Source organism: Stenotrophomonas sp. TEPEL (assembly GCF_004348785.1).
GTDB classification, from domain to species: Bacteria; Pseudomonadota; Gammaproteobacteria; order Xanthomonadales; family Xanthomonadaceae; genus Stenotrophomonas; species Stenotrophomonas indicatrix.
The window spans coordinates 2,519,034-2,533,045 of record NZ_QQXJ01000001.1 but is presented as its reverse complement, the minus strand read 5'-3'; the positions used below and the strand labels follow the sequence as shown (position 1 = coordinate 2,533,045).

Genomic DNA, 14,012 nt, shown 5'->3' with positions numbered 1-14,012 from the left:
CTCAGCGTCGCGGTAGATCCACGCCCTGCGTGGATGGCCCCATCAGGACGTCCAGAGCCACCGCCTCGGCCATCGCCCGGTTCCCCGCATCGCCCGGGTGCAGGTGGTCACCGGAGTCGTAGGCTGCCGCCATCCGTGAGGGATCGGCCGGATCACGCAGGGCCGCGTCGAGGTCGATCACCGCGTCGAACGGGCTGTCCGTGCGCAGCCAGGCGTTGAGCTGCCGGCGCAGGGCGTCCTTGTCCGCGGCATAGTAGTCGTCCAGCGGGGTGCCGGGCAGGGCGCCGGCAAACGGGGTCAGGGTGGCGCCGAGGATGCGCAGCCCGCGGGCATGGGCGCGCTGGGCCAGTTCGCGGTAGCCGGCCTGCAACTCGGCGAGGGTCGGTCGCGTCTCGTCGCGGGCAAAGGCCGTCCCCGGCCAGCTGATGTCGTTGATGCCGATCAGCACGATCACACTGGCGACACCGGACTGGTCGAGCACGTCACGCTGGAAGCGCTCGCGGGCCGATTCGCCCATGCCATCGCGCAGCAGGCGACCGCCGGAGATGCCGGCATTGACCACTGCTACACCTTCTGGTGCCAGCCGCGCGGCGAGGTGATCGGTCCAGCGCTGGTCCTGGTCGAGGCTGGCGGTGGCACCATCGGTGATGGAATCGCCGATCACCACCACGCTGCGCGCGATGGCCGGGGCCTCGACGTCGATGGCCGACAGGAGCAGGCGGGCCGTGGTGCTGCTGGCGTCCCGCAGTGCGGGCCGTTGATGCTGGTCGCCCGGCGCAATCCAACTGGTCTGCCGCCCTTCCCAATGGAAGCTCTGCAGCGGCGTGCGGTCGGGTAGGTAAACGCTGACCTGCACCGCCTGCCGATCAGCGGTGGGAAGGGGGAGCGGATCACTCAGGCGGTCCTGCCCGGGCGCAATCACGACCCCGGGCTGGCCGTCGAAGCGCAGCGGCTGCGGCGTGTCCCCCGTATGGGCGGCGATGCTGGCAGCGCCGATCCGCAAAGGTTGGGTGCCGTAGGCATTGCTCAGGCGGATCCGCAGGCGCGACCCGCCCAGGCTGATGCGAGCGCTCTGGCGGAAGGTCTGGTCCTGCAGTTGGCCGGGAATGAGGGTGGGAAACAGGAAATCGCTGCCCCACACCGGCTGCGGGCTGGCTTGCCAGCTGGCGACCCAGTGCGGGGCAGGTGACGCGGCGGCGTCGCCGGAGAGGGCAAGCAGGGCGGTAGCGGGCAGTTGGCTCAGGCGATTCATCGGGATGACCCGGTGGGAGGGACGGTCATGGTGCGTCCAGGGTCATCTGTGAACTAGAATGCGCATGGACAATCATCTGTGAATCAAATTCATTGGCATGGCACGCACTGACATCAACCGATCCGGCGAACTGGAAGTATTCGTGCGGGTGATCGAAACCGGCGGCTTTTCCGCCGCCGCCCGCAGCCTGGAGATGACGCCGTCGGCGGTCAGCAAGCTGGTTGCGCGGCTGGAGCAGCGGCTGGGTACACGCCTGCTGCAGCGCTCCACCCGCCAGTTGCAGCTGACCCCGGAGGGCTGCGCGTTCTATGAGCGCGGCCTGCGGGTGCTGGCTGATCTGGAAGAGGCCGAACGCTGCGCCAGCGCCCACGCCGAGCCGCGCGGCCGGCTGCGGGTCAATGCCAACGTGCCGTTCGGCCAGCACTTCCTGCTTCCACTGCTGCCGGAATTCCTGCAGCGCCACCCGCAGGTCGGTGTGGACCTGACCCTGACCGACGAGGTGATCGATCTGCTGGAGCAGCGCACCGATGTGGCGGTGCGGGCCGGTCCGTTGAAGAGTTCCAGCCTGGTCGCGCGCCGGCTGGGTGCAACGCGGATGATGATCGTGGCGGCACCGGCCTATGCGACACGACACGGACTGCCGGCCAATGCCGACGCACTGCTGGCGCACAACCGGCTGGATATCGGCCATGCACGGTCGGTGCAGGGCTGGCCGCTGCTGCAGGATGGCCAGCAGCAGCGGGTGCTGCCGAGCGGGAATGCGCGCGCCAGCAATGGCGACGCGCTGCGTCAGCTGGTGCTGGGTGGGCTGGGCCTGGCCCGGCTGGCGGCGTTCCAGGTGCAGGCCGACATCGCGGCAGGCCGGTTGCTGCCGGTGCTGGAGGACGCCAACCCGGGCGACCTGGAAGAGGTGCACGCGGTGTTCCTGGGGCAGGGGGGCTACCTGCCGCTGCGGGTGCGCGCGTTCCTTGATTTCCTGGTGGAGAACGTCGACCTGACGCAGCCGCGGGGGTAGTGCCGGCCGCNGGCCGGCAATTTCATGACCTTCGCCCATGCGCACCGGGTTGCCGGCCAGCGGCCGGCAATACCAGGCGTCAGGCCCGCAGGAGATCCACGCCATGCGTGGATGATGCGCGCGATTCACGCGCCAACAGGCGTGCAGGGGCCTACACCTGCAGCAGCTTGCGCGCGGCGGCGCGGGCTTCCTTGCTCACTTCCACGCCACCCAGCATGCGCGCCAGCTCTTCCTCGCGGGCCTTTGCGTCGAGCTTCTCCACCGCGCTCTGGGTCATGCCTTCCACCGGTGCCTTGCTGACCCGGTAATGGGCGTGGCCCTTGGAGGCGACCTGCGGCAGATGGGTCACGCACAGCACCTGGCGCTTTTCGCCGAGGGCGCGCAGCTTCTGGCCGACGATATCGGCCACCGCGCCACCGATGCCGGAGTCGACTTCGTCGAACACCATGGTCGGCACTGCATCCAGGTCGAGCGCGGCCACTTCGATGGCCAGCGAAATACGTGACAGCTCGCCACCGGAAGCGACCTTGCGCAGCGCACGCGGTGGCTGGCCGGCATTGGCTGCCACCAGGAACTCGACGCGCTCGGCGCCCTGCGGGTCCGGCTTGCCGTTGTCCTGCGGCTCCAGCTCGATCAGGAACTGGCCGCCGCCCATGCCCAGCTCGGCGATGATGCCGGTGGTGGTGGCCGACAGCTCGGCAGCTGCGGTGCGGCGGCTGGTGGTCAGTGCTGCGGCCTCGGCACGCCAGGCCGCTGCGGCCTTTTCAATTTCGCCGGCCAGACGCTGCAGGCGCTCGTCGGCGCCGCGCAGCTGTTCCACTTCGGCGCGCATGCGCTCACGCTGCGCACCCAGCTCATCCATCGGTACGCGGTGCTTGCGGGCCAGGTCGTGCAGGCGGCCGAGGCGGCGCTCGTTCTCCTCGAACTGGTCCGGATCGGCGTCCAGGTCGTCATGCACCCGGTCGAGCAGGGCCAGGGCCTCGTGCAGCTGGATGGAGGCGCTGTCGATCAGGGCATCGACGTCGCCTAGGCGCGGGTCATGTTCGGCCACCCTGGCCAGTTCATGCCGCACCTGCTGCAGCAGGTCCAGCGCCGAGTGGCCTTCGTCGCCGTTGAGCTGGTCCGACGCTGCCTGGCAGGCGGCCAACAGGGCGCTGGCATGCGCCTGACGGCGATGGCTGGCGCCGAGCGCGGTGATCGACTCCGGCTCCAGATCCTCACGGTCCAGTTCGCGCAGCTGGTGTTCGAGGAAGCCGATGCGGTCACTCACGTCGCCCTGTTGCGACAGTGCCAGGGATTCATCGACCAGCGCCTGCCAGGTGGCGGCAGCGCGGCGCACCTGGCGGCGTTCGCTTTCGTTGCGGGCATAGGCGTCCAGCAGGGCCAGCTGCGACGGACGCGTCAGCAGGGCCTGCTGCTCATGCTGGCCATGGATTTCCACCAGCAGGCCGGCGAGGTCGGCCAGCTGCGCCAGGGTGACCGGGCGGCCGTTGATCCACGAGCGCGAGCCGCCGTCGGCGCGGATCACGCGGCGCAGCTGGCATTGGTCTTCATCGTCCAGCTCATTGCTGGCCAGCCACTGGCGGGCGGCCTGCAGCTGGTCCAGCGCGAATTCGGCCGACAGTTCGGCCCGGGCCGCGCCATGGCGGACCACGCCGCTGTCGGCGCGCAGGCCGGACAGGAAGCCCAGGGCGTCGACCATCAGCGACTTGCCCGCGCCGGTCTCGCCTGAAACCACGGTCATGCCCGGCCCGAACTCCAGTTCGGTGGCGCGGACGACGGCGAAATCCTTGATTGAAAGATGTCTGAGCATGGGTAAGGGGGTGTCTGCAGCCGCGCAACGCTAGCACGCGCGGCGGGGTCGTCCAATGACTTGCCAAGGGGATGCGCCGCCATTATCTAATGTCCTTGTCTCACAGGTTGATTCCATGCACGGTTCTCCCGACCAACTTGCCCCGCGCGCACGGCACCTGCTGCGCACGCTGATCGCGCGCTACATCCAGGATGGCGAGCCCGTGGGTTCGCAGACGCTGGCGCGCGTGGCCGGTCTGGAGGTCAGTCCGGCCACCATCCGCAACATCCTCGGTGACCTGGAAGACCTGGGCCTGCTGGCCTCGCCGCATACGTCGGCGGGCCGGATTCCGACCGCGCATGGTTACCGGGTGTTCGTCGACAGCCTGTTGCAGATGCAGCCGCCGGGCGAAGGCGAGCTGGCCCGACTGCGTCAGGAGCTGGCCGGAGGCGGCAGTACCCAGGCGTTGCTCGGCAGTGCCTCGGAGCTGCTGTCGGCGATGAGCCACTTCGTTGGCGTGGTCAGCGCGCCGCGCCGCGAGCAGTTCGCGTTCCGCCAGATCGATTTCGTAGCGCTGGACGGGCGCCGGGTGCTGGCGATCCTGGTCTTTGCCGACAATGAAGTGCAGAACCGGGTGATCGAGACCCGCCAGGATTTCGCACCGGGGCAGCTGGAGCAGGTGGCCAACTACCTCAATGCCAACTTTGCCGGGCTGCCCCTGGCCGAGATCCGTACCCGCCTGCTGCTGGAGCTGCGCGACGCCCGTTCCGAGCTGGAACAGGTGCTGGCGCACAGCGTCGAGCTGGCCGAGCAGGCCTTGCAGCCGCCGGCCGACGACATGCTGGTGGCCGGCCAGACGCGTCTGATGGGGGTGCAGGACCTGTCCGACCTGGAGCGCCTGCGCGAGCTGTTCGAGCTGTTTTCCAGCAAGCGCGAGATCCTGCAGCTGCTGGAGCGGACCATCCAGGCCCCCGGGGTGCGCATCTTCATCGGCGAGGAAACCGGCGTGGTGCCCCTGCAAGGGGTCTCGCTGGTCACCGCGCCGTACACCGCCAACGGCCAGGTACTGGGCGTGCTGGGCGTGATCGGGCCGAAGCGGATGGCCTACGACCGCATGATTCCGCTGGTCCAGGCTACCGCCGATGTGCTCGGCGCGGCCTTTTCGCCGGGCGGGCGAACTCCGGGTGCATCGGACGCTTGAAACGCAGCATCCCGCCCACACTAGGGTGGGTGGAGGCGGAGAGTGACCGCCAGGGACCCAGACATGAATCAAGATCAGCCAGACATCGCCGCCCAGCAGGCCGCCGCCGACGCAGCTGCCGCCGAGGGCGTCAACGAACAGATCGAACAGCTCCGTGCCGAAGTGGAGCAGGTCAAGGCCGAAGCGCTGCGTGAGCGCGCCGACCTCGACAACCAGCGCAAGCGCGTGGCCCGCGACATCGAACAGGCGCGCAAGTTCGCCAACGAGAAGCTGCTGGGCGAACTGTTGCCGGTATTCGACAGCCTCGATGCCGGCCTCAAGGCCGCCGGCGACGATGCCCATCCGCTTCGCGAGGGCCTGGAGCTGACCTACAAGCAGCTGCTGAAGGTCGCCGGTGACAACGGCCTGGTGCTGCTGGACCCGACCGGGCAGCCGTTCAACCCGGAACACCACCAGGCGATCAGCCAGGTCGCTGCCCCCGGCGCCGCCCCGGGCAGCGTGGTGACCGTGTTCCAGAAGGGCTACCTGCTCAACGAGCGCCTGCTGCGGCCGGCGCTGGTGGTGGTTGCCGCCGATTGACCGCGGGCGCCGGGCCTGGCCTGGCGCGGGTTTTCCCGCCGCGACCGGGGCATCGGCACGACCGACGCTGAACGTGTTGGGCGAACGGAAACACAGCGTTCGGGGGATGGCTTGAATGTTCCACGAGCCTCCCCCACATCCCATTCATCCACCGGTCGAACGGCCGGACTGACAAAAACAACATTCCTTCAAGGAGTCCCCCATGGGCAAGATCATTGGTATCGACCTCGGCACCACCAACTCGTGCGTGGCGATCATGGACGGCGGAAAGGCCCGCGTCATCGAAAACGCGGAGGGTGATCGCACCACCCCGTCGATCGTCGCCTACACCAAGGACGGCGAAGTCCTGGTCGGTGCCTCGGCCAAGCGCCAGGCCGTGACCAACCCGAAGAACACCTTCTACGCGGTGAAGCGCCTGATCGGCCGCAAGTTCACCGACGCCGAAGTGCAGAAGGACATCGCGCACGTCCCGTACAGCATCCTGGCCCATGACAATGGTGATGCCTGGGTGGCCACCAGCGATGCCAAGAAGATGGCACCGCAGGAAATCTCGGCCAAGGTGCTGGAGAAGATGAAGAAGACCGCCGAGGATTTCCTCGGTGAGAAGGTCACCGAAGCGGTCATCACCGTGCCGGCCTACTTCAACGACAGCCAGCGCCAGGCAACCAAGGACGCTGGCCGCATCGCCGGCCTGGACGTCAAGCGCATCATCAACGAGCCGACCGCGGCCGCGCTGGCCTATGGCCTGGACAAGGGCGACAACAAGGATCGCAAGATCGTTGTGTACGACCTGGGCGGCGGCACCTTCGACGTCTCGGTGATCGAGATCGCCAATGTCGACGGCGAGAAGCAGTTCGAAGTGCTGGCCACCAACGGCGACACCTTCCTGGGTGGCGAAGACTTCGACAACCGCGTCATCGAGTACCTGGTTGAAGAGTTCAACAAGGACCAGGGCATCGACCTGCGCAAGGATCCGCTGGCCCTGCAGCGCCTGAAGGATGCTGCCGAGCGCGCCAAGATCGAACTGTCCAGCGCCCAGCAGACCGAAGTGAACCTGCCGTACGTCACCGCTGACGCGTCGGGTCCGAAGCACCTGAACATCAAGCTGACCCGCGCCAAGCTGGAATCGCTGGTGGAAGAGCTGATCAGGAAGTCGATCGAGCCGTGCCGCGTTGCGTTGAATGACGCCGGCCTGCGTTCGAGCGACATCAGCGAAGTGATCCTGGTCGGCGGCCAGACCCGCATGCCGAAGGTGCAGCAGGCTGTCACCGAGTTCTTCGGCAAGGAACCGCGCAAGGACGTCAACCCGGACGAAGCCGTGGCACTGGGTGCTGCGATCCAGGGCGGCGTGCTTGGCGGCGATGTCAAGGACGTGCTGCTGCTGGACGTGACCCCGCTGTCGCTGGGTATCGAAACCATGGGCGGTGTGTTCACCAAGATCATCGAAAAGAACACCACCATCCCGACCAAGGCCTCGCAGGTGTTCTCCACCGCCGAGGACAACCAGTCGGCCGTGACCGTGCACGTGCTGCAGGGTGAGCGCGAGCAGGCCCGCTTCAACAAGTCGCTGGCCAAGTTCGATCTGTCCGGCATCGAGCCGGCCCCGCGCGGCCTGCCGCAGGTGGAAGTGTCCTTCGACATCGACGCCAACGGCATCCTGCACGTGTCGGCCAAGGACAAGAAGACCAACAAGGAACAGAAGGTCGAGATCAAGGCCGGTTCGGGTCTGTCCGAGGAAGAGATCGCACGCATGGTCGCCGACGCGGAAGCCAACCGCGAAGAAGACAAGAAGTTCCAGGAGCTGGTGCAGGCCCGCAACCAGGCCGATGCCCTGATCCACGGCACCCGCAGCGCGATCACCGAGCACGGCAGCAAGGTTGGTGGCGAAGTGATCGGCAAGGTGGAAGCGGCCCTGGCCGATCTGGAAACCGCGATGAAGGGTGACGACAAGGCGCAGATCGAAGCCAAGTCGAAGGTGCTGGAAGAAGCCGGCCAGTCGCTGTTCGCTGCGGCTTCGGCCGACCAGGGCGGTGCCGCCCCGGGTGCCGACGCCGGCAATGCGGGCAAGGCGCAGGATGACGTGGTGGACGCCGAGTTCACCGAAGTCAAGGACGACAAGAAGTCCTGATCCGGACCGACACGGGACGCTGCTCGCCAGCGTCCCGTTGTCGTACCAGGGTCCTGACCGCCCTCTGGCGTGTCGGGGCGCCCGACGCAAGAGCGGACCTGGTTCCGCTCTTCCGCTTTGACGAATCCCGACTTTCCGGAATGCGATCCACGATATGAGCAAGCGCGATTACTACGAAGTGCTGGGCGTTGCCCGCACCGCCACCGACGAAGAGCTGAAGAAGGCCTACCGTCGCTGCGCGATGAAGTTCCACCCGGACCGCAACCCGGGTGATGCGGCGGCCGAAGCCTCCTTCAAGGAGTGCAAGGAAGCCTACGAAGTCCTGTCCGACGGCAACAAGCGCCGCATGTACGACAGCCATGGCCATGCCGCGTTCGAACACGGCATGGGCGGCGGTGGCGGTGGTCCGGGCGGCCCGGACATGAACGATATCTTCGGCGACATCTTCGGCAACATCTTTGGTGGGGCCGGCGGTGGTGGCCCGCGCCAGGCGCGTCGCGGCGCCGACATCGGTTACGTGATGGAGCTGGACCTGGAAGAAGCGGTGCGTGGCGTCGAGCGCCGCATCGAGATTCCGACCCTGGCCGAATGCGGCGACTGCGATGGCAGCGGTTCGGAAGACGGCAAGGTCGAGACCTGCAACGTCTGCCATGGTCGTGGCCAGGTGCGCATCCAGCGCGGCATCTTCGCCATGCAGCAGGCCTGCCACAACTGTGGTGGCCGTGGCCAGATCATCGCCAAGCCCTGCAAGACCTGCCACGGCAACGGCCGTGTCGAGGAAGACAAGGTGCTGTCGGTGAAGGTGCCGGCAGGCGTGGATACCGGCGACCGCATCCGCCTGGCGGGTGAGGGCGAGGCCGGTCCGGCGGGTACGCCGCCGGGCGATCTGTACGTGGAAGTGCGCGTGCGTGAGCACCACATCTTCCAGCGCGACGGCGACGACCTGCACTGCGAAGTGCCGATCCGCATTTCGCAGGCCGCACTGGGCGATATCGTGCGCGTGGCCACCCTCGGTGGCGAAGCGGAAATCCGTATCCCGGCCGAGACCCAGACCGGCAAGCTGTTCCGCCTGCGCGGCAAGGGTGTTCGTTCGGTGCGTAGCCGCAGCGAAGGTGACCTGTATTGCCGCGTGGTGGTGGAGACCCCGGTCAACCTCACCAGCGACCAGCGCAAGCTGCTGGAGCAGTTTGAAGCCACCTTCAACGGCGAGGATGCACGCAAGCATTCGCCGAAGTCTGCGACCTTCATTGATGGCGTGAAGGGCTTCTGGGACCGGATGACGTCCTGATCCCTTGAGGAAAATGATGAACGACAGCGCCGGGCCATGCCCGGCGTTTTCGTTTCCGGCGCAGCAGATCCGCACCATGCGTGCACGCGGTGGAACGGATCAACGGATCAACGGATCAACGGATCAACGGAAAAACGCCGCCGGCGTCTGCCCCAGCTGGCGCTTGAACATGCTGGTGAATGCACTGGGACTGTCGTAGCCCATCGCCAGCGCAACATCGATCACCTTCTCGCCGCGGGCCAGCCGTTCCATCGCGGCCAGCAGGCGCGCCTGCTGCCGCCACTGGCCAAACGTCATGCCCAGTTCGCTGGCGAAGTGGCGCTGGATGGTTTTCACGTCGATCGCCAACGCCTGTGCCCAGTCCTGCAGGGTCGCCTCGTCGCCGGGATGTTTCTGGATGTGCTGGCAGATCCTGTGCAGCCGCGGGTCGACGGGCTCGGGCAGGTGCAACGGCAGTACGTCCATGCGGTGCAGTTCGTCGAGCATCAGCCGCACCAAGCGGCCATCGCGGCTGTCTTCTTCATGCGGTCCGTCGATCAGGATGGCTGCCTGCAGCAGTTCGCGCAGCAGCGGTGCCACCTCCACGGCGAAGGGCTCGGCGGGCAGTTGTGGGGCGAATGACGGTTCGATGTACAGGCTGCGCATGTGCACCTCGGCGATGCAGTCCACCGCATGGGCCATGCCCGCCGGCATCCAGATGGCGCGGGTGGAGGGCACCACCCAGCGGCCGACCTCCGAGCGCACCACCATCAGCCCGGACATGGAATAGACCAGCTGGTGCCGCCGGTGCTTGTGCGCCGCGATGCGGGTGCCGGCGCGGTAGTCACGTGCGCGGCAGGTGACCGGGCGATGCACCGGCACCTCGTTCCACGGCGCGGTTTCGCGGATGGGGCAGGGGGTGTCCTTTTTGCGATAGGCCATGACCAGAACGCGGCAGAAGGGAGCGGATGCCCACCGTAGCATGCACGGCTCGCCCCCATCCTGACCGTGCGCAATGTCGACTCTGGCTGCTCCCGCCGTATCCGCCCGCCCCGTATCGCCAGGAGTGCTGGCGGCGATCTCCAGCTCGCATATGGTCAACGACATGATGCAGTCGCTGATCCTGGCCATCTATCCGGTGATCAAGGGCGGCTTCAATCTCAGCTTCACCCAGATCGGCCTGATCACGCTGACCTACCAGCTCACCGCCTCGATCTTCCAGCCGCTGGTCGGCCTCGCCACCGACCGCCGGCCGGCCCCGTACTCGCTGCCGATCGGCATGGCCTCGACCCTGTGCGGCATGCTGCTGCTCGGCTTTGCGCCCAACTACGCGATGGTGCTGCTGGCCGCCGCGCTGGTCGGCATCGGTTCGGCCATCTTCCATCCGGAAGCCTCGCGCATCGCCCGCCTCGCCTCCGGCGGCCGTCATGGCCTGGCGCAGTCGGTGTTCCAGGTGGGAGGCAACTTCGGCACGGCGCTGGGGCCGTTGATCGCCGCAGCGGTGATCGTGCCCTATGGCCAGCATTCCGCATCGTGGTTTGCCGGTGCAGCGTTGATCGGCATTGCCCTGCTGACCTATGTCGGCCGCTGGTATTCGCTGCATCTGGGCGCGCCCCGGCCAGCAGCACACGGTGTGACTGCCGCGCGCCATCCGCCGCGCACGATCGCCCGGGTGCTGGCCATCCTGCTGGTGCTGATCTTCAGCAAGTACTTCTACATGGCCAGCATCGGCAGCTACTTCACCTTCTACCTGATGCATCATTTCGGCATTCCGGTGGCGCAGGCGCAGCTGCATCTGTTCGCCTTCCTGGTGGCGTCCGCCGCGGGTGGATTCTTCGGCGGTCCGCTGGGCGATCGTATCGGTCGCAAGCCGATCATCTGGGCCTCGATCCTGGGCGTGGCACCGTTCGCGCTGATGCTGCCGCATGCCGACCTGCTGTGGACGACGGTGCTGGCGGTGCTGATCGGCTTCGTGCTGTCTTCGGCTTTCTCGGCGATCGTGGTCTATGCGCAGGAAATGATGCCGCACCGGATCGGTATGGTGTCCGGGTTGTTCTTTGGCTTTGCCTTCGGCATGGGCGGCCTCGGCGCAGCGGTGCTCGGTCTGCTGGCTGACAAGACCAGCATCGAATTCGTCTACCAGCTGACCGCGTTCCTGCCGTTGCTGGGCATCGTCGCGGCCTGGCTGCCGCCGTCCAGGCCTGCTGCGCACTGAGGGTGTTCTTCGGCAGGGCTGCGCCCTGCACCTGCAGAGGCCAGATCAACGGCAACGGCAACGGCAACGGCAAAAGCGTGCATTTCGTGGGATGGCGGGGTGGGTCCGGTTGCGGGGGACGCTGCAAGTACGTCCCTGTAAGCTCGGTCGCGCCATCCATGGCGCTCACGCCCCCGCGCGCCATGGATGGCGCCATCGAGCCCCCATGGATGGGTTTACGGCGTGTCCTGCAGCCCCATACCGCCCCGCCAAACCACAGAAAAGCCAGAGCCGGCTGTTGCTGTTGCCTCGGCTTTGGTTGTGGCTGTTGCCTCTGCAGGTGCAGGGCGCAGCCCTGCCGAAAACCCCCTTGGGCGTAGAATGCGGGCATGAGCGAATCCCTCGACAACCACCTCGTCCACGGCCGCCGCCAGCGGCCCGACGGTCCTTCGCCGATCGATGTCATTTCGGTCCAATCACAACTGGTCTACGGCCATGCCGGCAACAGCGCCGCGCTGCCCCCGATGCGTGCGCTGGGCGTGCGCGTGGCCTCGATCCCGACCACGCTGCTGAGCAATGCGCCGTTCTACGAGACCACCCGTGGCCGTGTACTGCCCAGCGACTGGTTCGCCGATCTGCTGCTCGGCACGCATGAACGGGGTCTTCCGCAGCGGGCGAAGATGCTGGTCTCCGGCTACTTCGGCAGCGCCGCCAACGGTGCGGCCTTTGCTGATTGGCTGGACGGGATCCTGCCGGCATGTCCGCAGCTGCGCTACTGCCTGGACCCGGTGATCGGCGATACCCACACCGGTCCCTACGTGGAGCCGGGACTGGAAGCGATCTTCGCTGAGCGCCTGCTGCCGCATGCATGGCTGCTTACCCCGAATGCCTTCGAACTCGGTCGCCTGACCGGCATGCCGGCGCTGGCCGAAGCCGATGCCATTGCTGCTTCGCGCGCGCTGCTGGCGCGGGGGCCGCAGTGGGTGCTGGCACACAGCGTCGGCGGCAATCCGGGCGAACTGGTGACGCTGGCTGTGGGGCGCGAGGAAACCTGGCGCTGGACCTCGCCGCTGCTGCCGGTGGATGTGGCAGGCACCGGCGACGTGCTGATGTCGCTGATGGTGTCCTTCCTGCTGCGTGGTGAGCCGATGCAGATGGCCATCTCGCGGGCCATCGCCGGCACCCATGCGGCGCTGGAGGCGACCCTGGCCCACGGCTTCGAAGAGTTCGACGTGATCGCGGCCGCACCGGCGGCACTGGCCGACGGCATGCGCTTCCGCGCCGAACGGCTGGCATGAGCGATCTGCACGAACGCACGCCGCGCACGGTCGGCATCGTCGGCAGTGCCGGCGCCTATGGGCGATGGCTGACCCGGTTCTTCGAACAGCACATGCAGGTGCGCGTGATCGGCCACGATCCGGCCGATCCCGATTCGCATGCGCCGGAGCAGTTGCTGGAACAGGCCGACGTGTTGGTGTTCTCCGCACCGATCCGGCACACGTTCGCGTTGATTGCCGAGTACGCGCGCCTGTCGGCGGGCCGCGAGCAGGAACGCTTGTGGCTGGATGTGACCTCGGTGAAGGAAGCGCCGGTGCAGGCGATGCTGGCCTCGCGCGCCGAGGTGGTGGGCCTGCATCCGATGACGGCGCCGCCCAAGGCGCCGACCCTGAAGGGCCGGGTGATGGTGGTCTGCGAGGCGCGACTGCAGCACTGGCGGCCCTGGGTCGACGCGTTGTGCCTGGCACTGCAGGCCGAATGTGTGCGCGCCAGCCCGCAGCACCATGACCAGATGATGGCGCTGGTGCAGGCGATGGTGCATGCGACCCACCTGGCCCAGGCAGGTGTGCTGCGCGAGTACCAACCGCAGCTGGGCACGCTGGCGGCGATGCTGCCGTATCGATCGGCTTCGTTCGAACTGGATACCGCGATCATCTCGCGCATCCTGTCGTTGAATCCGGCGATCTACGAAGACATCCAGTTCGGCAATCCCTATGTGGCGCCGATGCTGCAACGCCTGATCGGCCAGCTGCAGACGCTGCAGGTACAGGTGGGGCAGGGCGACGACGCTGCGCGGGGCGCGTTCCGCGATCACCTGCTGGAGGCCAACAGGAGTGCTTTCGGCGATCAGGCGCTGGCGGCGGGCAACTACACCTTCGAGCGCGTCGGCTATCTGCTGGCCGATCTGACCGAGCGCAATGCACTCTCGGTGCATCTGCCTGAAGACCGCGCCGGTTCGTTGCGTGCGCTGCTGAACGTGTTCGAGCAGCATGGCATCAGCCTGGCCTCGATCCACTCCTCGCGCACGCCCGCCGGCGAAGTGCATTTCCGCATCGGTTTCGTGGCCGGCAGTGAGCCAGGGCCTATCGCGGCAGCGGCGGCCGAAGTGGATGCCAGCGGGATCGGCCGGGTACTGGCGTAACGCCATTCATCCACAGGGCGTGTGGATGGCTTCTGCGCAAACATGTGGATAACCTGCGGCAGGCCTTGGCGTGCAAGGCTGTCAAGATGGTTGGTCAAAAAATGACCAACCTTCTTTCGGTCCGGAACAGCAGTAGAGCCGGGGCATGCCCGGCTCTGCGTTGGA

General features: G+C 67.1%; 11 protein-coding genes. 8 read left to right on the top strand and 3 right to left on the bottom strand.

The window, feature by feature from the left end:
* Nucleotide 1: 1 nt before the first annotated feature.
* Nucleotides 2-1,252, bottom strand: a complete 1,251-nt coding sequence (locus TEP_RS11370; RefSeq protein WP_132825355.1) for an SGNH/GDSL hydrolase family protein — start codon at nucleotides 1,250-1,252, stop codon at nucleotides 2-4.
* 97 nt (nucleotides 1,253-1,349) lie between these two features.
* Between TEP_RS11370 and TEP_RS11365 the strand changes: the two genes are divergently transcribed.
* A complete protein-coding gene (locus tag TEP_RS11365) occupies nucleotides 1,350-2,267 on the top strand; it encodes a LysR family transcriptional regulator (RefSeq protein WP_132825354.1) in 918 nt (305 codons plus the stop codon).
* 151 nt (nucleotides 2,268-2,418) lie between these two features.
* Here the strand turns inward: TEP_RS11365 and recN are convergent, their stop codons facing one another.
* Nucleotides 2,419-4,080, bottom strand: a complete 1,662-nt coding sequence (gene recN, locus TEP_RS11360) for a DNA repair protein RecN (protein ID WP_132825353.1) — start codon at nucleotides 4,078-4,080, stop codon at nucleotides 2,419-2,421.
* A 115-nt stretch (nucleotides 4,081-4,195) separates the two neighbouring features.
* On the opposite strand from recN, the gene hrcA reads away from it, so the two are divergent.
* The 4 genes from hrcA (at nucleotide 4,196) to dnaJ (ending at nucleotide 9,255) form a co-directional block, all read left to right on the top strand.
* Nucleotides 4,196-5,260 (top strand): heat-inducible transcriptional repressor HrcA, encoded by a 1,065-nt coding sequence (gene hrcA, locus TEP_RS11355; RefSeq protein ID WP_049468881.1) that lies wholly within the window; start codon nucleotides 4,196-4,198, stop codon nucleotides 5,258-5,260.
* Nucleotides 5,261-5,323: 63 nt separating this feature from the next.
* Nucleotides 5,324-5,839, top strand: coding sequence for a nucleotide exchange factor GrpE (gene grpE, locus TEP_RS11350; RefSeq protein WP_025878870.1), 516 nt, complete (start codon nucleotides 5,324-5,326; stop codon nucleotides 5,837-5,839).
* Nucleotides 5,840-6,041: 202 nt separating this feature from the next.
* On the top strand, nucleotides 6,042-7,967 hold the full coding sequence (gene dnaK, locus TEP_RS11345; protein ID WP_132825352.1) for a molecular chaperone DnaK: 1,926 nt from the start codon (nucleotides 6,042-6,044) through the stop codon (nucleotides 7,965-7,967).
* Nucleotides 7,968-8,121: 154 nt separating this feature from the next.
* The gene (dnaJ, locus tag TEP_RS11340; protein WP_132825351.1) at nucleotides 8,122-9,255 is read left to right on the top strand and encodes a molecular chaperone DnaJ; all 1,134 of its coding nucleotides are present in this window, start codon (nucleotides 8,122-8,124) and stop codon (nucleotides 9,253-9,255) included.
* Nucleotides 9,256-9,378: 123 nt separating this feature from the next.
* Here the strand turns inward: dnaJ and TEP_RS11335 are convergent, their stop codons facing one another.
* Nucleotides 9,379-10,176, bottom strand: coding sequence for a helix-turn-helix transcriptional regulator (locus TEP_RS11335; RefSeq protein ID WP_132825350.1), 798 nt, complete (start codon nucleotides 10,174-10,176; stop codon nucleotides 9,379-9,381).
* 73 nt (nucleotides 10,177-10,249) lie between these two features.
* Between TEP_RS11335 and TEP_RS11330 the strand changes: the two genes are divergently transcribed.
* The 3 genes from TEP_RS11330 to TEP_RS11320 all read left to right on the top strand — a co-directional run bounded on the left by TEP_RS11330 (nucleotide 10,250) and on the right by TEP_RS11320 (nucleotide 13,847).
* Nucleotides 10,250-11,449: an MFS transporter gene (locus tag TEP_RS11330; protein WP_132825349.1), complete on the top strand. Its 1,200-nt coding sequence runs from the start codon at nucleotides 10,250-10,252 to the stop codon at nucleotides 11,447-11,449.
* Nucleotides 11,450-11,817: 368 nt separating this feature from the next.
* The gene (gene pdxY / locus TEP_RS11325) at nucleotides 11,818-12,726 is read left to right on the top strand and encodes a pyridoxal kinase (RefSeq protein WP_132825348.1); all 909 of its coding nucleotides are present in this window, start codon (nucleotides 11,818-11,820) and stop codon (nucleotides 12,724-12,726) included.
* A complete protein-coding gene (locus TEP_RS11320; RefSeq protein ID WP_132825347.1) occupies nucleotides 12,723-13,847 on the top strand; it encodes a prephenate dehydrogenase in 1,125 nt (374 codons plus the stop codon). The genes pdxY and TEP_RS11320 overlap by 4 nt, the downstream gene beginning before the upstream one ends.
* Nucleotides 13,848-14,012: the final 165 nt, after the last annotated feature.